22 protein-coding genes and 1 pseudogene are annotated in these 21,040 nt (G+C 40.0%); 5 read left to right on the top strand and 18 right to left on the bottom strand.

The window, feature by feature from the left end:
- Positions 1–4 precede the first annotated feature (4 nt).
- The 9 genes from ABD006_RS09345 to ABD006_RS09305 form a co-directional block, all read right to left on the bottom strand.
- Positions 5–2,674 carry a DEAD/DEAH box helicase family protein gene (locus ABD006_RS09345; protein WP_343840013.1) on the bottom strand — a complete coding sequence of 890 codons (2,670 nt, stop codon included), beginning with the start codon at positions 2,672–2,674 and terminating at the stop codon, positions 5–7.
- A gap of 125 nt (positions 2,675–2,799) precedes the next feature.
- Positions 2,800–4,026, bottom strand: coding sequence for an MFS transporter (locus ABD006_RS09340; protein ID WP_343840011.1), 1,227 nt, complete (start codon positions 4,024–4,026; stop codon positions 2,800–2,802).
- Positions 4,027–4,292: 266 nt separating this feature from the next.
- A complete protein-coding gene (locus ABD006_RS09335) occupies positions 4,293–5,069 on the bottom strand; it encodes a class I SAM-dependent methyltransferase (protein WP_343840009.1) in 777 nt (258 codons plus the stop codon).
- Entirely contained in the window at positions 5,059–5,280 is a 222-nt protein-coding gene (locus ABD006_RS09330) for a hypothetical protein (RefSeq protein WP_343840007.1), read from the bottom strand. Before ABD006_RS09330 ends, ABD006_RS09335 begins: the two co-directional genes overlap by 11 nt.
- 30 nt (positions 5,281–5,310) lie before the next feature.
- Positions 5,311–5,691 (bottom strand): YkvA family protein, encoded by a 381-nt coding sequence (locus tag ABD006_RS09325; protein WP_343840005.1) that lies wholly within the window; start codon positions 5,689–5,691, stop codon positions 5,311–5,313.
- Between the two features lie 220 nt (positions 5,692–5,911).
- Positions 5,912–6,322, bottom strand: coding sequence for a hypothetical protein (locus ABD006_RS09320; protein ID WP_343840003.1), 411 nt, complete (start codon positions 6,320–6,322; stop codon positions 5,912–5,914).
- A gap of 282 nt (positions 6,323–6,604) precedes the next feature.
- Positions 6,605–6,778 carry a hypothetical protein gene (locus ABD006_RS09315; protein WP_343840001.1) on the bottom strand — a complete coding sequence of 58 codons (174 nt, stop codon included), beginning with the start codon at positions 6,776–6,778 and terminating at the stop codon, positions 6,605–6,607.
- A gap of 17 nt (positions 6,779–6,795) precedes the next feature.
- The gene (locus tag ABD006_RS09310) at positions 6,796–7,365 is read right to left on the bottom strand and encodes a biotin transporter BioY (RefSeq protein WP_343840000.1); all 570 of its coding nucleotides are present in this window, start codon (positions 7,363–7,365) and stop codon (positions 6,796–6,798) included.
- Between the two features lie 170 nt (positions 7,366–7,535).
- Positions 7,536–8,537 carry an LLM class flavin-dependent oxidoreductase gene (locus ABD006_RS09305; RefSeq protein ID WP_343839998.1) on the bottom strand — a complete coding sequence of 334 codons (1,002 nt, stop codon included), beginning with the start codon at positions 8,535–8,537 and terminating at the stop codon, positions 7,536–7,538.
- Positions 8,538–8,794: 257 nt separating this feature from the next.
- Between ABD006_RS09305 and ABD006_RS09300 the strand changes: the two genes are divergently transcribed.
- Positions 8,795–9,358, top strand: coding sequence for a hypothetical protein (locus ABD006_RS09300; RefSeq protein ID WP_343839995.1), 564 nt, complete (start codon positions 8,795–8,797; stop codon positions 9,356–9,358).
- 12 nt (positions 9,359–9,370) lie between these two features.
- Here ABD006_RS09300 and ABD006_RS09295 read toward each other — a convergent pair whose 3' ends face one another.
- The gene (locus ABD006_RS09295; protein WP_343839993.1) at positions 9,371–9,835 is read right to left on the bottom strand and encodes a GNAT family N-acetyltransferase; all 465 of its coding nucleotides are present in this window, start codon (positions 9,833–9,835) and stop codon (positions 9,371–9,373) included.
- A 168-nt stretch (positions 9,836–10,003) separates the two neighbouring features.
- On the opposite strand from ABD006_RS09295, the pseudogene ABD006_RS09290 reads away from it, so the two are divergent.
- The 3 genes and pseudogenes from ABD006_RS09290 (at position 10,004) to ABD006_RS09280 (ending at position 12,261) form a co-directional block, all read left to right on the top strand.
- Positions 10,004–10,405 (top strand): annotated as a pseudogene (locus ABD006_RS09290) (HIT family protein).
- 41 nt (positions 10,406–10,446) lie between these two features.
- On the top strand, positions 10,447–11,214 hold the full coding sequence (locus ABD006_RS09285) for an aminoglycoside adenylyltransferase domain-containing protein (RefSeq protein WP_343839991.1): 768 nt from the start codon (positions 10,447–10,449) through the stop codon (positions 11,212–11,214).
- Between the two features lie 24 nt (positions 11,215–11,238).
- Positions 11,239–12,261: a DUF2332 domain-containing protein gene (locus ABD006_RS09280; protein WP_425542211.1), complete on the top strand. Its 1,023-nt coding sequence runs from the start codon at positions 11,239–11,241 to the stop codon at positions 12,259–12,261.
- Positions 12,262–12,557: 296 nt separating this feature from the next.
- Here the strand turns inward: ABD006_RS09280 and betB are convergent, their stop codons facing one another.
- The 7 genes from betB to ABD006_RS09245 form a co-directional block, all read right to left on the bottom strand.
- A complete protein-coding gene (gene betB, locus ABD006_RS09275; RefSeq protein WP_343839989.1) occupies positions 12,558–14,027 on the bottom strand; it encodes a betaine-aldehyde dehydrogenase in 1,470 nt (489 codons plus the stop codon).
- 453 nt (positions 14,028–14,480) lie between these two features.
- The gene (locus ABD006_RS09270) at positions 14,481–15,389 is read right to left on the bottom strand and encodes a glycine betaine ABC transporter substrate-binding protein (RefSeq protein ID WP_343839987.1); all 909 of its coding nucleotides are present in this window, start codon (positions 15,387–15,389) and stop codon (positions 14,481–14,483) included.
- Positions 15,379–15,504 (bottom strand): hypothetical protein, encoded by a 126-nt coding sequence (locus tag ABD006_RS09265; protein WP_343839985.1) that lies wholly within the window; start codon positions 15,502–15,504, stop codon positions 15,379–15,381. Before ABD006_RS09265 ends, ABD006_RS09270 begins: the two co-directional genes overlap by 11 nt.
- 210 nt (positions 15,505–15,714) lie before the next feature.
- Positions 15,715–16,239, bottom strand: coding sequence for a DNA topology modulation protein (locus ABD006_RS09260; RefSeq protein WP_343839983.1), 525 nt, complete (start codon positions 16,237–16,239; stop codon positions 15,715–15,717).
- Between the two features lie 13 nt (positions 16,240–16,252).
- On the bottom strand, positions 16,253–17,050 hold the full coding sequence (locus ABD006_RS09255) for an ABC transporter ATP-binding protein (RefSeq protein WP_343839981.1): 798 nt from the start codon (positions 17,048–17,050) through the stop codon (positions 16,253–16,255).
- 147 nt (positions 17,051–17,197) lie between these two features.
- Positions 17,198–18,607 carry an MDR family MFS transporter gene (locus ABD006_RS09250; RefSeq protein WP_343839980.1) on the bottom strand — a complete coding sequence of 470 codons (1,410 nt, stop codon included), beginning with the start codon at positions 18,605–18,607 and terminating at the stop codon, positions 17,198–17,200.
- Between the two features lie 83 nt (positions 18,608–18,690).
- Positions 18,691–19,548, bottom strand: a complete 858-nt coding sequence (locus tag ABD006_RS09245; RefSeq protein WP_343839978.1) for a TetR/AcrR family transcriptional regulator — start codon at positions 19,546–19,548, stop codon at positions 18,691–18,693.
- Between the two features lie 256 nt (positions 19,549–19,804).
- Here ABD006_RS09245 and ABD006_RS09240 point away from each other — a divergent pair, with 256 nt between their 5' ends.
- On the top strand, positions 19,805–20,377 hold the full coding sequence (locus ABD006_RS09240; RefSeq protein WP_343839977.1) for a nitroreductase family protein: 573 nt from the start codon (positions 19,805–19,807) through the stop codon (positions 20,375–20,377).
- Between the two features lie 182 nt (positions 20,378–20,559).
- Here the strand turns inward: ABD006_RS09240 and ABD006_RS09235 are convergent, their stop codons facing one another.
- Positions 20,560–20,970, bottom strand: a complete 411-nt coding sequence (locus tag ABD006_RS09235) for a hypothetical protein (RefSeq protein ID WP_343839976.1) — start codon at positions 20,968–20,970, stop codon at positions 20,560–20,562.
- Positions 20,971–21,040: the final 70 nt, after the last annotated feature.

Genomic DNA, 21,040 nt, shown 5'->3' with positions numbered 1-21,040 from the left:
GCCTTTATCTCCACACACTTTTTCGCTCCGACCGCTTCACAAACTGCCCTGACATCGCACGCATCCGGGCTTTTAATAGTATTTTTCTTCCTTCTGGTGTACGTGTATAAATCAGTTCCGCTTCCCCGATTCGTTTTTTCCACTGTTCTAACAGTTTTTGTGCATATTCCTTTTTCCGGCCTATTTCTTCCGGTACCGCATGATAATCATGCCGAATCCAAAACCTTTTTCCTGATGTTCGGTGGATGATGTAGCGGGGATTATCAATCGGATCAACAAGCTCCTGAACACTTTGCAAAAACAATTTCTGTTCATGGGTCGTGCCTTTCTCCAGATAACAGACAATTTCTCCCCATTCATTTTTTTCCGCATTTATTTTATTGTGAGCGGGAGAGGTCTGGATTCGCCCGATATCATAAAGGGTGTGATAGACAGCCTTTCCCACCTGCTTCATACTTGACTCAATCGACGGATTAAAGATGAAAATTTTCATTGCTTTCCATAAAAACGGAGCAGAAAAAATGGCTCCCAGGCCCAGTCCAATAAATAATGGAACGACCAGCTCCCAGGCATCCCGATAGTATCCGTATTCTCCAATTGCACGAGCCATATTAAAAAATACAAATGCGCTTATAATGAGTAATGATTTCACTGTATTTCTAAACACAAACGGCTTCGGCACATAGGATGTATCGGTTTGAAATTCCTCCCGTTTTTTCTCTCCTTTTTGTACAGCCTCTTCCCAACGGTCAAACAGACGCTTACGATTCGTTGCCCGTTTGCTCATTTCATGATTAATGAGCGAGATTTGATTCTGGTTAAATGTCGTGTCCGGAAGCCTTAAGCGCTCAAGTCCAGTGACAATTAACGGAAGTTCCTCATCCAGACCCGTTAAGGAACGAAAGCGACGTCTAAGCGATTTAAAATCATAACCACCATCCGGACCATATGGATCCATACAAACTAAATGCCAGATGTTAGCTGCCTTCTCGTCATTCCCTCGTTCTGTCCGGATGGCACGGCCTCGCATCTGATTCGTCAGCATAAAGGTCCCCACATAGGAGGCCAGAACAAGCGTGTTCACACTTGGTGCATCCCACCCTTCCCCAAGCAGTGCAGTTGTTCCTACCAGAACATCAATTCCTCCACTCGAAAAAATTTCGGTAATTGCGCTTACCATATGTTGTCTGGATGCCCCCTGTACCTCGACTTTTACATATTGATCAGCATGTACCAGGGGCTCCGTTTGAAATTGTAAGTCCTGTTCCTGTAATAGAGAAACGACCTTTTTGGGTACAATCACGACGGAGCCTGTTAAAACACCAAGCTTGCACCGGTTCCCCAGCTCTCTACGTATGTTTTCAAAAACAGGCACAACGCCAAGCCGGATTAACGGCTGCTCCTCATCCGGATTCTTAGGCAAGTCACCGGCATAAATATAATCAGCGAGCACCACTAATCGGAGGTCATCCCCCTGTGCCTGTTTTTCCAAGGAAACAATCTGATTAATGCTATCCAGCTTAGATGTGCTGTGCAATAATGTTCTCTCCATTTTACGGGTGGCTCGCAGCTTAACCTTACGATGCTCTAAAGCCTTCATTCCGGACAGCTGTTTTTTAATCCCTTTCAAGGGCTCCTCTTTTTCATTGACCAGCTCATCCCGGTACAGCATGGAAGTCAATAATTCCTCTGCCCATTCTAAGTCAAACGAAGGTAAATGCTTAGCTTTTTCGTCAATAAGCTGAAACGGAAGCTCCCAGGCATCACTTCCGACTTCCTTTAAATACACCATCATACTGATAAAATAACGATAATGGCTGAGTTTCTCCTCTACATATTCCCCGGACTGCATCCATGGGTGGGTTTCAATAAGCTCCCGGAAGGACTGGTTATGCAGCAGGCTTTCTCGGAGATTTTCCGCTTCTTCATGGAAGGTTTCGATAGGCTCCCGTTCCTTTTTCGCCGGCATGGACATCCATAAGTAATCCTGATGCGGGCACAAGTCACCCTCTTTAACTAAAGCTGCCACTTCAATTTCCTCATCAATAGGACCACATAACTGAATATATTTATCCCATTCTGACTGGCCCACGTCATAGGGAGGTGTCGCCGTTAAAGCCACAATGGATGGATCGTTAAGTTCGTCACGGAAGGCCATTGCCGTTTTCCACCAGCTGGTACGTAAATGATGAGCTTCATCCAAAACTAAGGTTTGATAGTTTTGTTCAAACAGGCGTTGCTGTGCTTTTTCTTTTTCGGTAAGCTCCAGTGCAGGCTCTTCTTCTGCTTCTTCATCATCAATATGGTCTTGCTCTTCTTCTTTCTCGTTGTCTTCTTTAAATAGGCTGTGTAAACCCTGATAAGTAGTCACTGTAATAAATTGGGGATTTTTAATATCTGTGGTCATCCAGTCTGGTTGTTCGTCTGCTTGTAAAAACAGCTCCGTAAATCGATCCACCCATTGATTTCGAATCGCAATGGTTGGTGCCACAATGAAGGTAGGTTTATTTAAGCGAAGCATGACCTCCAAGCCCAGAACCGTTTTCCCGGAACCAGGCGGGGCAACCAGATGAAGGTGCTTATTTTCCAGGTGATGGTCTAAATGCTCAAGCACCTCTGCCTGGTAGCTGCGCCAAGGATAGCAAAACTTAATATTTTCAGGGAATGTTTTCATATGTATCACCTTTAACAAATGACTAGATTCATAGAATTTGTATCTTCATAACCTGTAACAATATCCATTCTTACATCTTTTCTAATTCTTCTTTTGAAATCACCCGCCAGCCATTTCCTGTGAGTTTATCGATATGCAACATTCCTTCTTTCCCGATAGCTCACATACCACCATGCGACACCTGCAAGACTGCCAATCAGCCCCACAATAATTCCAACAACAGGCGAACCGAGTAAGGAGATAGCGGGACCTGAAATGAGTAAAGAAAGCTGCTTTATACCTGAATCCACCGTGTGATCAATTGCAAAGATCCTTCCAAGTACTTCAGATGAAACCGTCATCTGCAAAATAGTGGTCCCTAATGTCAATAAAATACCCGCTCCTAATTGGGATAAAAAGATAAAAATCATTCCCGTCCAGACATTTGTCGAAAAAGCGAAGGCAACAAAAAATACAGCCTGAATGAAAAATCCCCAGCCATACCATCTGTGGGCAGACTTCACCTGACTTCCTACAACCCGTCCCACAAACATTGCAGATAGAATAAATGCCAACCCATCCGCAACATATAGCAATCCTATCCCAATTCCTCCAAGATTATATGTAAGATCACCCAATACAGGAATCATGACAAAGTAAGGGCCTGACATAATTGCGAAGGCTACACTTGTACAAATCAGAGCCATGATTAAACGATTTTCTTTTAAAATACCAAAGCCCTCACTCAATTCTCTAAAATAAGAAGGTGATGATCCTTGATTATTCTTTTTTATTCCTTCCTTCCATTTTGTTGCCAAAACCCATCCAGCCGACCAAATATAGCTAAGTGCATTAACGGCAAAAGCAAGTGCTGGCTGAACAGCTGAAACCAGACCCCCAAATGCAGCCCCCACAACGGAAAGTACTCCAGATGTAGCAACAGTTAACGAATTTGCAGCTGTGATATCCTTCTCAGCAACAACAGCTGGAATCGCCGCGTTTCTAGCAGGTCCGAAGACACTACTTGCGACTCCCATAAGGACTGAACCCAGATAAAAGGCCCACATCTGCTGTTCTAAAGCTGCCCAGATAAACATTACAGCAACAACAGCACGTATGAAATCAGATATGTACATGATCATTCGCTTAGAAAATCGGTCTACGAAAGGACCAGCCAAAAAAGATAACGTTACCTGGGGAAGGTCCCGACATATCAGTACAAGTCCCATTGCTGTTGGTGATTGAGTTAAACGAAGTGTGGTCGCCGCTAAAGCCACGTGATTAAACCAGTCACCCAGACTACTTCCGCTCTGTGCCATCCAAAGCCGGAAAAATGTTTGATTTCTAAAGATTAGATTTGATTGCTTCTTCACTTGATCAGCTCCGAAAAGTCCGGAATTTTATACCATAATCTATTCCATACGGTTGAAAATCAAATAGTTGTTCACTGATTCGGTATAGTTATAATCATACACAAAATTATTTTAACATCATTTTCCATATATTTTAACAAATATTCCGATAAATTTATATATTTAATGAGATTCATATTGATGATTCGAGATTTGGGGATTAATCTGGATGGCCCCATATGAGACTCATTCCTATTTTTCTCGTGCTCCTCACAAGAACCATTTTCTTATTTAACGGCTTTCCAAATGGTCCAACGGTCTTTTTCTGTAATTTTTTTATTCATAGGCAATGACTTATCCATATAGTCGATTAGGGACTTTAATTCATCATTTTCTAATTCAAACAAAATACTTCGTCCTGTTCGATTTTTAATGTCATTTAATAATTCATGTTTGGTTTCATAGACTCTTCTCGTCTCCCATAATGTCACTTCTTCGATTTCTTTAAAGCCTGCCCTTTTAAGATTTTCTGTGACAAATGTACTTGTATATCTGCGCTTTAATTCAATATCTTTTAATTTTAGATAGCAATCAAAGAAATATCCCCTAACATGATCCTGACTGCCAGGTAGTAAGCAGTCTTCAGGTGTCCGGTCCTGTACAATTAAATTCCCCCCATTATTCAAGAGTTGATAGGCTTCCTGAAAACAGGAATAAAGATCCTTTATATGATGAATAAGGGCCCGCTCCAAAACCAAATCATAGGCATTTCTCTTCAACCCCGATTCGTACGCACTCCCATGCTGAAAGGATAAATTTTGATAACCTTTGGAAGCTTCTTTTGCCCCTTCAATCATAGCGAGAGAAAAATCCACACCCGTTACAGAGTTCACTCCGAGCTTCAAAAGTGCCTTAGTATAGATTCCCCCTCCACAGCCAATATCGGCGGCACTTGAAGTATTCTCGATTGGAACTAGACTTTTGACTAAATCCATCCATAAAGAATCCACATGACGGAAGGCGTATTTAAAACGATTCCTATCGTTATGAAAATCAATCCCCACCATTGTCACCTCCATCTAATTTCTTACAATCTGTGGAAGTAAACACACTGATAGAATAATCCTTTTCAGGAAAATACCCTAAATATGTAAGTCCTTGAGCAGGATAATAGACTCTTAGTTTTTGATTACCTGCCCAGCAGTCTAAGTAAAGCTTTCCAGTAAATCTCTGCGCATATGAACAGCTGTAATTTATAATCTTCAATTGTTTCAAATATACATCCTCTCCCTTCTAATCCTCTTTTTAACTAACAAATAACTCCAAAATAATCCAATTAAGAATTAATAGCCATATCAATATAACAATAAGACCTGCAACCCAATTTCCGGGTTTAGGTTTAGTACTTCCCTGCATTGCTTTTACCTTTGCCTCGCTATCCTGAAGGACTTGTTCAGGGATCATCCCTATAGCTGCTTTTATTCCCAATGGGACTAAAATGAGATCATCCAATAAGCCAAGTATCGGAATAAAGTCTGGGATTAAATCTATTGGACTGAAAGCAAAGCCAACTACACATGCTGTAAAAAGCTTTGCATACCAGGGGATTCTTTGATCCTTACAGGAAAAGTATAGAACCATAATTCTTTGCTTTAGTTTTTTCGCCCAATTTCTGATGGTTTTCAATTTGGACCCTCATTTTCCATTTTTAGTGCAGTTAAAGTATGTACAGATAAGGGAACGATTAACCATCCAATAAGGTATAGACTGTTCATTTATAATATTATTTTTTATATATAAAGTGCACACCAGCCATAAGCATTTCAAGTATGACATGATGGTAAACACATATAGAAGCATATCAGCCACAATATTAACATAATTTTCTAATTACTTTTGCAAAAAATTAAGGTGCAAATGGAAAATAGCTAAATCCCACAAAAAACAATGTAACACTTCCGGCCCATAGATAGATGATTGTAACAACAATATCCAGCACAACAAGACCCCAACGTTGCCACGATTTTGCTTTTACTGCGGCTTTAATCAGTCGATAATTAATCAACCCAAGAAGATAAATGCCTAAAACGATAAAACCGGGAACCACCCATTGGCCAACGGGTTCTGCATTTCCAAAACTGCTTTCCGTAAAATAGTCTGTTTGAAACTTAATGATTTGACTAACAACGATAAACACAATAGCTAAAAATCCGCCAAATCCACCCAGCCATTTTTTCTCTGTATGACTTAGTCCCATTAATGCGATCCATCCAAAAACTGCGAATAAGAAAAATATGATAAAGTCGATAACAAACATCCCTTTCTTTTTAAGTTGAACATTGTAATAAGTATATTATATTCAATATTTACATACTTGATTATAGGTTACAAAGAACAAAGGCGGACGTGGCCTTACCTGTTTTTCTTATCCACAAATCGCTTATTTTATAATTTCCTGGACTATAAAAAAGGCTGAATAATGTCTTTATTCAACCTTCATATTAAAAGATCCTATTTTCAGGCTCTGTTAACGTTTAGTGTTGATCCCACTCCAGTGCTCGTTCAGGAAGTTCTGGACCTTCTCGACACAGGGTATGGTCTAACTGCGCCTCTCAGGTCCAGGCAGTCCTCCTAGAAACCCTGCCAATCCACTGATAGCAAATAAAATAGGTATGAATGATGGTCCATCCAGTACCAATTGATATGTACCAAAGATGAAGAGTAAGAAAGAACCGATTAATCCAGCGATTCTCCTCCATTTACAGTTGCCCAATTAAATCCCTCCTACTTTCATGCTGCTCTATGATCAACTTGATGGATTAAACTAGCCTGAACTAAACGTTTTCTGACGGTAATCCCAAGCCAGCTTGCCAGAAATGCTTTAATAAGTCCGACGGCAATAAAAGGATATACCCCTGCTGCAAGCGCCTGATTCCATGTCATGTCCAGCACAATTTTTAATTGAATGGTGCCAAACAAAAGAGTAATCATCATTCCCACTGTATTCGCGATCATGGCCATCCATAAATTAAATGTTGTTTTTTCCAGAATTAATCCTGTGACATAAGCGGTTAGAATAAAACCAAAAATATATCCACCTGTTGGACCGATTAACACTTGCGCTCCCCCTTTAAATCCCGCGAAGACAGGCAGCCCAATGCCTCCTAATAAAGCATAACAAATCATCGCAACAGCACCAAACTTACTTCCAATTATCGTTGCCGTCAATCCTACAGCTAAGGTTTGTCCACTTATGGGAACGATAGGTAAAGGTACCTCTACCTGAGCTAAAATAGCGGTAATAGCTGCGAACAAACCACAAATCACAACGGCTCTTAGTTTCGGATTAACATTCTCCATATAAAAACGCCTCCTAATTGTTAACCTTTTATTGATATAAGTTAACATAAATATTGGAGGTTGACTATGCATTTTTTGAATTTTTAAATAAAAATCACCAAATCAGGCATCTTATTCAACGAAAAAAAGATCGACATTTATGCCGATCTTTTATCATGACAAGCTCATGTTCAGCTCTCATCTACTACCTCTTTTAAAATTTCGTAGGACCGTTTTTGTTTATCCGTATCATAAATGTAGGAAACAACCATCAGCTCATCAACATCATACTTTTCCTGAAAGCTGGTTAACTGGTCTCTGATGGAATCCTTGCTTCCTAAAAGAGTGACACTCGACATGGACGAAGCGGCGGCTTTTTCCTGTGGACTCCACAGATCATCCATATTTTTAACCGGCGGACTTAAAAAGTTTTGTGAGCCCCGGACAACATTGAGGAAAAACTGTTCCATCGTTGTCGATTCCAATTTAGCTTCCTCGTCTGTTTCAGCGGCAATCACATTCAGGCAAACCATCATATACGGTTGATCCAGGTATTCCGATGGCTCGAACTGGTCCCGGTATATACTAATGGCATCCTCTAAATATCTTGGAGCAAAATGGGCAGCAAATACATACGGAAGCCCCAATCTTGCCGCTAACACCGCAGAGTCCGGTGATGATCCTAAAATATATATTGGAATGTTTGTGCCAATCGCTAAATGGGCTTTAACAAAACCCTGATTTTCTTCCGGACCAAAGTATGTAAGCAGGGATTGCACATCCTTGGGAAAGGAGTTAACGGTATCACTCTGTGAACGTCTAAGGGCACTCGCCGTAAGCATATCTGTCCCAGGGGCGCGTCCCAGACCTAAATCAAGACGGTTCGGATAAATGGTTTCCATCGTTCCAAATTGTTCAGCGACAACCAATGGTGAGTGATTCGGTAGCATGACCCCACCAGATCCAACCCGGATATTGTTTGTATTTTCTAATGTATGTTTCATTAAAAGCGTGGTTGCTGAGCTTACAAGGGTTTTTGTATTATGATGCTCGGCGATCCAATAACGTCTATAACCCATGCTTTCTGTTGCCTGAGCAAGGTCAACCATATCATCGATGGCTCCCTTTTCATCCTTCCCTTGTCGAATTGGGGCAAGGTTTAAAACAGACAATGGAATGTTCAGATTAGCCATGTATTTCTCTCCTTTGTTATGCAACTTCATTATCTCCTGTAGAGTAACATAAGACTCCTGTTGGTTTCATGACTTGTGCCTCTGAGTTTCTATCTGCATATTATCCTAACCTAATAAAAATAAATCATGCTGCACCTTTTGTAGTGTGCATGATAGCTATGTCATAAGAAAAATGTCTGTCAGGATGATTTCACTGAATAAATAAGGGATTATTAAGAAAAATAAGATTAGGATATATAATCTGGAGGATATCAAACATGAAATTTCAGGAATATTGGACTCTTATATATGAAACAGATGAAAAATTAAATTCCACTCTTATTGAATATTGGAAGCAATATTCTTATTTTGATACGTGGCAATTCTGGTTTGTTGCAGCCATGCTGGTGGTACCTTTAATCATCTTATTCTTATCCATCGATCGCACACGAATTTTTGAAATCCTGTTTTTTGGGTTTACGGTTCATATGCTATGGGGTTATACGGATACCATTTTAGGATCTACCTCTCACTTTGTTCATCATTATTTTCTACTTCCATTGTTGCCTTTTGCTTTAAGTCTGAATGCCGCCGTTCTACCTGTGGGTTTTATGCTCGTATATCAATATTGTGTTAACCATAATAAAAATTATTATTTGTACATAGCTATTGCCAGTGCCATATTTGCTTTTGGCTTTGCAACGCTGGAGAAATATATGGGCCTTATATCCTTTAATAAAGGGATGAATCAATTTTATGTATTTCTTATCGATATGGGGATTGTACTGATTGCATACTGGCTAACTCGTTTTATTATGCGGCTGAAGGAGAGCAATGATTAATGGACAAAAATTCTAACACTTATATACCATCCTGAGAAATTCATACTGTCCACCATTCGTATTCTGAATAAATGTTCCAGCCTCTGTAAAACCTGCCCTTTTATACACTTTAATTGCACGCTGATTGAAGGTGGCGACCGATAGAGTAATCATTCCAGGATTATAATTCTTTTCTGCAAAGCTTAGCCCTTCTTTCAGGAATGTTAAACCATAACCTTTGCCAGTAATATCGGGGCGCAATCCCAATCCAATATCAATGGTATCGTTGTTTACCTGGTTAATACTGAAGAAGCCTGTTAATTCATTATTTCCAGTTACCGCAAACATGGATTGGCCCCGCTGTTCAGAATCCAGAAATTCTTCCATATCCTCCTTATCTGCTTCAATATCGTAAAAGGAATAAATCCCTTCATAATGCCAGTTGTAAGCGATTTGTTCTGCCTGCTCCTGTGTCATTTGTTTAAACTCATAGATCATAAGGATACCTCCCTTTTAATAGCTAGAACTTTCAACCTCCTGGATTACATTCGCTTTCTATTTTTCATTCACATAGCTTTATATTAGACTATTATTATATTCGAGAAAAGTCCCCACACGCTTTATCGCTTTAAAGCATGTGGGGACAGTCCCAAAGGAGGATTTTCAATGTGTGTTTTTTGTTATCCTGAGCTGGAGCCTAAGCAGCGGGTCATTATGAGTAATGAGTATTGTATGTTTGTACAGTTGGAAGATGTGCAAACGAAAGGATGTCAACTGGAAGGTGCAGGGTTAATTGTCCCGAGGCAACATCGTGAAACCGTTTTTGATTTAACGAAGGAAGAATGGATGGCGACGTATGATCTTCTTCAGGACGTGAAGGATTATCTGGATCGAAATCACCAGCCTCAAGGATATAACCTGGGGTAGAACTGTGGCGAAGTGGGTGGACAGCATATTTTTCATGCCCATTTTCATGTGATTCCGAGGTACAAGGACGAACCTTTGGCAGGTAAAGGGATTCGGTATCTTTTTAAAGGTTCCATGAATCAACGGGAAGTGACAGAGTAATAGCACCTTAATGAAAATGATAAGGGGGGGAGGAAATACACATGTATGTTCAATCCTTTTTAAACCAGTTCATTCAAATCTATCAAACTCATTTGCAAACCAATCTTATAGGTATATACTTACACGGTTCTTTGGCTATGGGCTGTTATCAGCCAGGAAAAAGTGATATCGACATCCTTATAGTCATACATGAAAAGATTTCGCAAAATAAGAAAAAGAAACTTATCCAGGAAATACTGCAACTGGAGAAAACCTATCCGGAAATTAAAGTTGAAATGAGCATTATCGCACACAATCATCTTCAGGATTTTAAGTACCCGACACCTTTTGAGCTGCATTATTCAAAACTCCACAAACCGTTATATCAGGAAAATCCGGATTATTTATCCGAAAATGAGCTGGACCCGGATTTAGCGGCACACCTTGTTGTCACCAAACATAGAGGAATAACTCTCTATGGAGCGAGTATTTCTGAAATACCTAAAGTCGAAAAGAGACATTTCACCCATTCCCTATTACAGGATATTGACAAAGTTTCTATGAAAATAACAGAAGATCCAGTTTATTATTCATTAAATCTTTGCCGCACCCTCTACTATTTAAAAGAGAATGCCATTGCTTCCAAAAAAGAAGGAGGTGAATGGGCGATTTCTCTTGTGTCAACTCCCTATGACCAGTTAATTTCTAAGGCTTTAAATCAATATACAGGACAAAACTCAGGTGAGGATTTTGATCCTAATTTGTTAAAAAAGTTTGCTGAGTGTATGGTGAGAAAAATTAACAAAGAACTCAATTTACAGCAGTTATAGTTCATATTATTTTAAAGGTGGTGTATAATTTTGGATTCTTCCATAGCCGCAAGATTTATGAATTTTGCTGAACAATGTCACGGTTCATCTGAATTATATGAAAAGTTATCTTTGAAAATTGCTGATGATGAACAAATTCTCGAATTATGTACTCATGCAAAGAATGGCCAGCCAATACCAAATTTACTTTTCGCCGCTGTTCAATATCTATTATTTAAGGGACAGAAACACCCACTTAGAAACTTTTATGCTAGCATAGCGGACCACCCCAAAGATGACATCACCCAAAGTTTTACTCATTTTAAGGATTTCTGTTTGAAACACAGCAAGGAAATCAAGTCAATTCTTCAAAACAAAAACGTACAGACCAATGAAGTGAGACGATGCGCCTATTTATACCCATGCTTTTGCTATATGTATGAAAAAACAAAAAAGCCCTTAGCCTTTATTGAAATTGGGACGAGTGCCGGAATTCAATTGTTGTGGGATCAATATAGCTATTCATATGGAACGACCCAGGTATATGGAAATCCACAGGCTGAAGTTCATATTGATTCCAAAGTCAGAGGAGCCATCCCCTTTTTACTGTCCAGTAGTCCGCCCGTTGTAAAACGGATTGGTGTAGATTTACATATCAACAGACTATCAAATGATGAAGATAAGCTATGGCTGAAAGCACTCATCTGGCCGGAGCATGAAGAACGAAGAAAACTTTTTGAAGCTGCATCTCAAGTTGTCAATAAGAATCATTTAGAACTTATTGAAGGAGATGGTGTGGATTTACTGCCTGAAATCATGAAAAGAATTCCAAATGATACTGTTATTGGCGTTTTCCATACACACGTTGCAAACCAATTTTCATATGAATCAAAGGAAAAACTACTGAATGTGATTTCAAAGATTGGTGAAGAGCGCGACATTTTTCACCTATATAATAATATTCAAGACCACTATCTTCATTTGGACTATGTTTTAAATGGTGAAAAGAATCGGCAAATGATTGGAGAAACAGAGGGGCATGGCAGATGGTTTTCTTTGGATATTTAGTTTTTAATAGATTAAGGGAGTTATAGAAATTCACGACATTTACTTGGATCAGCCGGGATGTGCTTTCTCTCCGCCGATTCACTTTCAATTGCCACTTGAATCTGCCGTGACCACACCTCTCTCGGCCGATTCACCTGCAATTCCCTCTTGAATCTGCCGAAACTACTCCGCTCTCGGCTGATTCATCATCAATCCCCACATAAATCACCCATCATCCCCCCCATTCTCATAAAAAAGCCTATCAAACACAGCTAATGTGTCTGATAGGCTTTATCTAATCTATTTCCATAAATCATCTAAAACCAGTTCATTGGCTCTGGTTTGAGGTTATGGAAAATATGTTTAGTTTCCTGGTATTCATCTAATCCGGGCTTTCCTAATTCGCGGCCGATGCCTGATTGTTTGAAGCCGCCCCATGGTGCGTGTGGGAAGTATAAGTTAAAGTCATTAATCCATACGGTGCCCATGCGCATTTTTGCTACGCATCGTTCGGCCTTGGCAATATCAGATGTCCAGACACCACCTGCTAAACCATAAATGGAATCATTTGCGAGTTGAATTGCTTCTTCTTCACTCGAGAATTTTTCTATGGTAATAACAGGACCAAATCCTTCATTCTGGACAACACTCATATCGGTGGTGCAGTCGGTAAGAACGGTTGGTAAGTAGAAAAATCCGTCTTGCAGCTCCGGATCTTCCGGTTGTTTTCCACCAACAGCAACTGTGGCTCCTTCCTTTTTACCCTTTTCCACATAATCCATAACTTTACTTAGATGTTCCTTGGAAATTAAAGGACCCATTTGAGTGTTTTCATCAAACCCGCTGCCCAGACGAATATTGGCGACTCGTTTTACAAGGGCATCTACAAATTGATCATGAATTTTATCTTCAACGATAATCCTTGTGCCAGCCGAGCAGATTTGACCTGCGTGGAAGAACACTCCATTTAGAGCCTGGTCAACAGCCGTTTCGAAATCGGCATCAGCAAAAATGACATTTGGATTTTTGCCACCCAGCTCAAGCGCCAGTTTTTTCACATTTACGCTTGCTGCCTTCATGATATTCTTACCGGTTTCGATTCCACCTGTAAAGGAGATGAGATCTACATCTGTATTTGATGACAGCTCAGCACCTACAGTAGCACCAGCTCCGAGCACTAGGTTAGCTACTCCTTTTGGTACTCCGGCTTCATCCATTAGTTCAAATACTTTTACGGTTGTAAGCGGGGTAATTTCACTTGGCTTCATAACGAGCGTGTTACCTGCGGCCAGTGCTGGCGCCAACTTCCAGGATGCCTGTAATAATGGATAATTCCATGGTGTAATCTGTCCGCAGACTCCTACTGGCTCTTTTACTACTTTACTATTTGAATTTGGGAGCGGGGAATCGATCAGTTCACCACCATCTTTATCCGCAATTTCTGCAAAGTAACGGAAAACGCCGGCAATATCGTCCATATCGCCACGACTTTCTTCGACGGTTTTTCCTGTATCAAGGGATTCCAGTCTTGCCAGTTCTTCTCTGTCTCTTTTAATGAGATTTGCGATGTTCATTACAATTTCGCCACGATCGGATGCTGAAGTGTTGGACCAATCTCCCTGGTCAAAAGCTTTACGTGCTGCTTTAATTGCTTCCTTTGCATCCTTTTCATTACCTTCAGCAGCAACGGCTATCACTTCCTGGTTAAATGGGTTAATGATTTCTCTTGTTTCTTTAGAGAGAGCTGGTACCCATTCACCACCAATGAATTGTAATTTTGTTTCCATCTCATTCCCTCCTTTTAAACTGCATGACATGCTGTAAGTCTCTTCCTTTGCTGAATAGGGCATTCTCATGGAGGGCTAACAGCAGGACACGCGATTTTATCAGACTTCCACCCATATTGTTACAATATAACAATGCAATGAGTTAGATTCAATTAATTAAATTTGTTAAGAAAAAATTTAATGTTTAGAACAAAATTAATTTAACATGGATTTCCATGTTTGTCAAAGCAAAAGAAGATATTTTAATTAAATACGTCTCGTTTTCGTTGATGAATGTAATGGAGGGATTCGTTTTCTAAGTAGATGAACGGGATGGTTAAATACAGTCCCGTGGCCATATCTGTGAACACGAAATCGATGAATGTGTCACCCCGTTATTGATAGACCACGGGACTTTCTGTTTTTTTTAAATAGGGTTACCAGGATGATTCCCGGTGCAGTTTTTCTGGTTGATTACTTGATCCATTCATTAATTAAGTCCTGGTTTTCATTCACCCATTTTTCTGCACCGTCTATAGGCTCTTTCCCTTGCTCTTTAGCTTCTTTGACAGCTGTCATTAATTCTCCAATGGCCTGGTCATCCATCTTCCAGTTTTTCAGCCATTTGCTTACTTTAGGGTAATCCTCTGCAAAGCCTTGACGGGTTGCATGATGGATTTTTTCCACGCCACCATAGACCTTCTTAGAATCTTCTAAATATTTCAGATCCAGCTGAGAAAAGATACTGTGCGGGCTCCATAATGGAACAACAATAGGCTCTTTTTTCTCAACAGCTTCATTTAGTGCCGTTAACATCGCTGGTTCAGAGCTTGGCATCAGCTCATAATCGAGGTTATATTCTTTAATAACATCCTTGGTTACCATCATTGTACCTGCACCAGGATCAAATCCGGTAATTTCACCTTCAAGGGCTTTTTTATGATTGTTTAAATCCTTAATGCTATTGACATCTTCCATATAGCTTGGTACAACCAGTCCGACTTTCGCCTTATCATACCAGGTTTCTTCAGAGAAATTCACTTCATCCTGATATTCCTCTAAATACTTAGCGTCCTGAACAGGTAACCAGATTTCCAAGTTCACATCCAGTTCCCCGGCTGATAACGCAGACATTTGTGCACCCATGTCTACTAAATTAAAATTCACGTCATATCCTTTATCTTCCAGAATAGCTTTCCACATATTCGTTACGGCAACATTTTCTGCCCAGTTGATTTGTCCCATTTCAATGGCAGGCTTGTCTGAACTGCTCTTTTCTTTAGCATTTGATGAAGATTCTTCAGTCGTTCCTTCTCCACAAGCACTTAATAGCATTGCAAAAATGATTGCTGTGATAAACAGAATACGTTTTTTAAAAAACATGTAATGAAAACTCCCCTTGTCTAATTTTTCCTGTATCATTGGTTTCTCTGATAAAAGCTCTTAACTCTTCCTGACGATCGGAACAAGTCCATTTTCCTGATATAGATTGAATCACACACCCTCAGTATTTTCGAGTTTCATTTACCCTCTTGTCCTGGGGTGTATCCAATATAAATAACCTCCGTTAACCCTATTCAATAAATTAAATTTTTTCTTAACAATCTTAATGATAACGTAATATAAAATAATGTCAAATTAAAATGGGGGTGGTGATGAGTTTAAAGACGGTGCTCTCTGTTTTCATCACCTTAGATAACCACTGTTTTCATCGGTTCTGCACAGTCTTTCTGATTTTTTCCAAAAAAATTCTGATCTCTCTTAGTGAGGATAGAACGATAACGTCTTGATTCGCTTTCCTATTCTGTAAATAGTTTTGAATCCTCGGCTTTTTGGTTTTGGGAAAATTCCAAACGTAGCTTAAAAACGCCCAGTCTAGTTTTTCCTCACAGTCTTCTCCCATGTCCGGACGTGTCTGGTTTCGATATTGAATTCGCCGTTTTACGACCCGATACACACATAGCAGTCTCGGCAAATCTAAGAAAATGATCGTGTCCGCCTGTTTCAGACGAATATCCATCGTGCTTGAATACGTTCCATCTATGATCCAATTTTCCTGACTCGTTAACTCATGCTGAATTTGTTTCTGTTCATCGAGAGTCGCTAATACCCAGCCCGGCTTCCAGAATAATTGGTCAAGGTGGTACACATCAATATGCAAAATTTCCCCGAGATTCCTTGCCAATGTTGATTTTCCAGAGCCGCTTGAACCTATAATTCCTATACGCCTCAATATACCTCTCTCCTTAATGTCGGGATGTTATATTTTCTTTTTTGGAAAGGACAGGCCGACCTTCATGCCAATGAACATGCACAGGAATCTCGAAAAAATCGGATAAACCCTCGTCCTTGAACAAGTCTGTTGTATACCCTGAAGAAAAAACTCTCCCCTTTTTCAGCAGCAGGGTTTTATAAAATACAGGCAAAACTTCATCCGATCGATGGGTTACGTATATAATAGCTGGACCATTCTGTTTGTCAACTAGGTTTTCAATCACTTCTAATAGCTGCTCTCTTGCTATGAAATCCAGACCACTCGTTGGTTCATCCAAAATCAAAAGTTCAGGATCAGCCATTAATGCTCTGGCAATTAAAACACGCTGTCGTTCCCCCTGGGACAGGGTATGATAGGTCTGATTGGCATAATCCAGACATCCCATTTCCTTTAAAAGGGAAATGGCCTTCTGTCTCATCTCATCTGTGGGTGTTTCATAAAGACCAATAGACGCAAAAGAGCCACTTAGTACAACCTCAAAAGCGTTATCTCCCGGATAAAACTTCTGCTGAAGAGAGGAAGATACAAATCCTATTCTTGTACGTAAATGCTCAGCAAGTGGATCCGTTCCAAACTCCTTGCCGAGAACCTTCATCCTTCCCGTTGTTGGAAAATAGTAAGCGTTTAACAAGTTCAATAAAGCTGTTTTTCCGGCTCCGTTCAATCCATATAATACCCAGTGTTCACCTGCTTCAATACTCCAGTTTATGTCCTCAAGAATCCACTTGCCATTACGTTTTAACGAAACCCCTTTAAGTTCAAGGACCATCTCCAAATCCCCCTTGTCGTTGAATAAACTTGTCTATAACTATAAAGGAAATTGCGCCGAATGGAAATGGGGGATTATAAAGAAATAGGGACTGTCCCGCACCGCTTTAACGCGTTAGCGCGTTAGCGGAGAGCGGGACAGTCCCCATTATTCTTCTTCTGGTCGTCTGTGTTTTATAAAGAAGGTTAGGATAAGCCCAATGAGAGCAAATACACCGGCTACGATAAAGGTCATGTTAACCCCGTGTATCGCCCCCTGTACTCCCTGGGATTCAATGGTGGTATTCGACATAACCGTTACCATGAGTGCGGTTCCCATTGCACCTGCAGCCTGTCGCATGGTGTTGTTCATCGCTGTACCATGCGAAATGATGTCCAGAGGCAATTCATTTAAGCCTGCAGTTGTTACCGGCATCATGACCATTGCAATTCCAAGCATTCTTACCGCATTTAATCCGGCAATATAGGCAAATGTCGTTTCTGTAGTCATGGTTGCAAACATAAATGTCGTAATAACTAAGATGGTTAAGCCGACAATGGATAGCCATTTGGCACCGAATTTATCGAACAGCCTACCTGTAACAGGGTTCATTAACCCCATCGTGGCAGCCCCCGGCAAGAGTGCCAGCCCTGATTCAAAGGCCGTAAATCCTAGCATATCCTGCATCAATAGCGGTAAGACAACCATGGAACCTATCATGGCAAGAAAGACAACCATACCCAAAACAGTTGTCAATGTGAAAATTTTATACTGAAAGACTCTGAATTCAAGAATAGGCTCTTCCAGTTTTAACTGTCTTAAAATAAACCAGGTTAAAGTAATTGCTCCGACAGCCAGGGAGATGTAGACATTCATATTTGCCCAGCCTTCTTCTCCACCAGCCACACTGAATCCGTAAAGCAAGCCTCCAAAACCAAATGTAGATAAGACAATTGATAATGGATCCAGTTTTGGAAAAGTTCGCTTTGTCACGTTTTTTAGAACAAAGTAAGCAATTAAAATGTCAATCAGGATGATAGGTAAGATTAAATAAAATAAACTTCTCCATGGAAAATGTTCAACCATCCATCCTGAAAGAGTTGGTCCAATTGCAGGCGCAAACGCAATAACTAAACCAAACATCCCCATCGCTGTTCCCCGCTTGTTACGTGGAAAAGTCAGGAACAGAATGGTTTGCATAAGCGGCATAATAATACCTGCTGCTGCAGCCTGAAAGATACGGCCTACCATAAGGATTGTAAAGTTCGGTGCAATCGAACAAATTATCGTACCAATGGCAAACGATCCAAGCGCCGAAATAAATAATCTCCTTGTTGTGAAATGACCAATTAAAAAAGCTGTTATAGGAATCATGATCCCATTAACCAGCATAAAGATGGACTGCAGCCACTGAGCAACACTATAAGGAAGTTCCAGATCAGCAGCTATCTTTGGTAAAGCTGTTGCCAATAACGTTTGGTTCAGGATAGCTACAAAGGCTCCTGAAAGCAACACAATCATAATGACCCATTTATTATAGTCTTTTTCTGTTTGTTCTGTATGTTCCTGTTCACTCATAAGTTATTACCCTTCTTTCCAACCTCAATCTAATGTGTTTCGTACAAACGTGGGTCAATTAAACTGACCGTGCCAATTATATTTTATTCATCCTGAACCAGCCTTTTATACAGGCGGTCCAGTACATCAACCTCTTTTTTGAGGATTTCTTCATTATTTAAATAGGAGATAAGTGCTTCTAATAAAAATTGCTGTGGCTCTGTTGTTTTCATTTCTTTTCTTAACCTTTGAACTGCCTTTAAAAGTTTTTCCTTATCTGTTGTGATGTTGTTAGTATTATTCAATTTATCTTCAATCATGTCTAAACAGTCCAAAATACGTTCCTTTGGATTAGCCGGATTCAGATAATCTGTTAACACCGGTTCTGTATAAGGAAGAGAGTTAACAATTGAATCCATAACTGTCGCAATAAAAGAAGCCAACTGGTATACATCAACAGATTTTTCCCTTAAAATCACGGTTATGATATATTCCTTCAAAATCCCTTCAAAAATAATAACGATATCCGTTATAAATGGCTCTATTTTTTCTCCATAAGTGTCTATTAACGTCTCCCGGTGCAGGTTCACCAGCGATGATTTCAGCTTACTCATAATTTCAGACACTTGTTTGTTTTCATTTGGAGGGAAGTTTTTGAATAATACTGTGAAAAAATCCCGATTATTGATCCACTGCTCTAATTCATGACTCATATTTTCAATAAAGGCTTCTCTCCTGGTCATTCCTTCAAGCTGACTCATAGAGGATGCTTGCTTTATCATGTTTTCATACTGCAGCTTTAGTATCTCAATCAGTAAGCTTTCTTTCGTATCAAAATACTTGTAAAATGCACCCTTTGAAATTCCGGTTGCTTCAGCAATTTCCTGTACAGATGTCTGATAAAATCCCTTTTCGGAAAACAGCTGAATGGCCCGATTCATGAGCTCATTTTTTTTAAGCATCAAACCCCTCCAGACCAGGCAGTCAAACTATCTGACTCAAAAGTCACTTTATGTATACTAATAGTTTTCACCAAAAATGTCAACGGGAATGTATTGGAATTTTCTCAGGGACTGTCCCGCTCCGATTTAAAGCATTAAAGCATTAAAGAGTTAACGCTTTAACGTACAGCGGGACAGTCCCGAAACAGAAACTTTGAAACCGAAGCATATATTCCCTATACTATTACTGGAATTATTGTAAGCAGGAGGTTAAGTGATGAGTACTACAGATATGAAGTATCAACGGAAGGCCGATTACGATATTGATCCTATCTACTTAGATCGGTGGTCTCCTCGTTCCTTTTTAGAGAAAGAAGTGCCTGAAGAAGTGTTAATGAGTCTGTTTGAGGCTGCTCGCTGGGCTCCATCTGCTATGAATATGCAGCCGTGGCGCTTTATCGTTGCTCGTAATCAGGAAGATCGGGATAAATTTCATTCCTTTATTATGGAGGGGAATTTAAAATGGTGTAAAACAGCACCTGTCCTCACCGTCATCATCTCAGATAAACAGGATGGTTCACACGCATTTGATGCAGGTGCAGCATGGGGATTCCTCGCTTTAGAGGCAGCCCGAAAAGGACTTATTACCCATCCAATGGGCGGTTTTCATAAAGATAAAGCCAGAGAAGTATTAAATATCCCTGATGAATATGACATCCAGGCACTTCTAGCCATTGGATATCAGGGAGATAAAAGCACGCTGCCTGCAGATTTACAGGATCGTGAGCAGCCATCTGATCGACGTCCAATAAAAGAATCAATCTTTGAAGGGTCATTCACTCATTCATAATCATATGAGAAAGTACTCCAATTAAAAGAGGTATGCGAATTCGGTTGATGAATTTGCATACCTCTTCATTTGCGTTTTACTTTTCATCCCATTTCCACTAGGTCTAATACCCACGATGAACATCAGCAACCATTATATGAACGCGCAGCAGCCTAATTATTATTTACCTTCTAAGAATATCCTTATTTTCTATACCACGAAATCAACAATAATAAATGAAGAAAGATATTCGCAGCGGTAAACCCGTATATTAGTGGGCGGATAACAAGCGATAGTGAACCGATATGATTTTTTGTCATCCATATATGGAATAAAAAACCAATTATAATCCCAGCGATAGAATACATCGTCATGCGCGGCAAATAGGGCAATCTTCCCTTTATTTTCTTCAACAGCTGATCAATTAGAAGTGATACCGGTAAACCTGCGATCAAATAAACAGGACCCGAATAAATCATCACAAAGACAAATGTCTCAAAAAATCCAAAGTAATATACATTAGGCTCACGCTGGGACTCAGGAACATAAGAATAAATGGAAAAGGCTATGGCAAAAAAGATAACAGATCCTGCAAGCGCAAGAACTCTATTCATTGAATCCCCCCTGTCCAATCTCTATTGTTTATAAAGTGAAACTTCCATCAGTGGGGGGTTACTCCATGCC

This window comes from Salinibacillus aidingensis (assembly GCF_039522525.1).
Classification (GTDB): domain Bacteria; phylum Bacillota; class Bacilli; order Bacillales; family Alkalibacillaceae; genus Salinibacillus; species Salinibacillus aidingensis.
Note: the sequence above shows the minus strand (reverse complement) of the source record. Positions and strands in the feature narration are given on the sequence as shown.

Bases quoted from the DNA above. Each gene is read 5' to 3' on its own strand.
- ABD006_RS09270 (WP_343839987.1), bottom strand. From the start codon at position 15,389: ATGTTTTTTAAAAAACGTATTCTGTTTATCACAGCAATCATTTTTGCA.
- ABD006_RS09245 (WP_343839978.1), bottom strand. From the start codon at position 19,548: ATGCTTAAAAAAAATGAGCTCATGAATCGGGCCATTCAGCTGTTTTCC.
- ABD006_RS09305 (WP_343839998.1), bottom strand. From the start codon at position 8,537: ATGGCTAATCTGAACATTCCATTGTCTGTTTTAAACCTTGCCCCAATT.
- ABD006_RS09320 (WP_343840003.1), bottom strand. From the start codon at position 6,322: ATGTTTGTTATCGACTTTATCATATTTTTCTTATTCGCAGTTTTTGGA.
- ABD006_RS09285 (WP_343839991.1), top strand. From the start codon at position 10,447: ATGTATGTTCAATCCTTTTTAAACCAGTTCATTCAAATCTATCAAACT.
- ABD006_RS09310 (WP_343840000.1), bottom strand. From the start codon at position 7,365: ATGGAGAATGTTAATCCGAAACTAAGAGCCGTTGTGATTTGTGGTTTG.
- ABD006_RS09250 (WP_343839980.1), bottom strand. From the start codon at position 18,607: ATGAGTGAACAGGAACATACAGAACAAACAGAAAAAGACTATAATAAA.
- ABD006_RS09295 (WP_343839993.1), bottom strand. From the start codon at position 9,835: ATGATCTATGAGTTTAAACAAATGACACAGGAGCAGGCAGAACAAATC.
- ABD006_RS09240 (WP_343839977.1), top strand. From the start codon at position 19,805: ATGAGTACTACAGATATGAAGTATCAACGGAAGGCCGATTACGATATT.
- ABD006_RS09345 (WP_343840013.1), bottom strand. From the start codon at position 2,674: ATGAAAACATTCCCTGAAAATATTAAGTTTTGCTATCCTTGGCGCAGC.
- ABD006_RS09300 (WP_343839995.1), top strand. From the start codon at position 8,795: ATGAAATTTCAGGAATATTGGACTCTTATATATGAAACAGATGAAAAA.
- ABD006_RS09255 (WP_343839981.1), bottom strand. From the start codon at position 17,050: ATGGTCCTTGAACTTAAAGGGGTTTCGTTAAAACGTAATGGCAAGTGG.
- ABD006_RS09235 (WP_343839976.1), bottom strand. From the start codon at position 20,970: ATGAATAGAGTTCTTGCGCTTGCAGGATCTGTTATCTTTTTTGCCATA.
- betB (WP_343839989.1), bottom strand. From the start codon at position 14,027: ATGGAAACAAAATTACAATTCATTGGTGGTGAATGGGTACCAGCTCTC.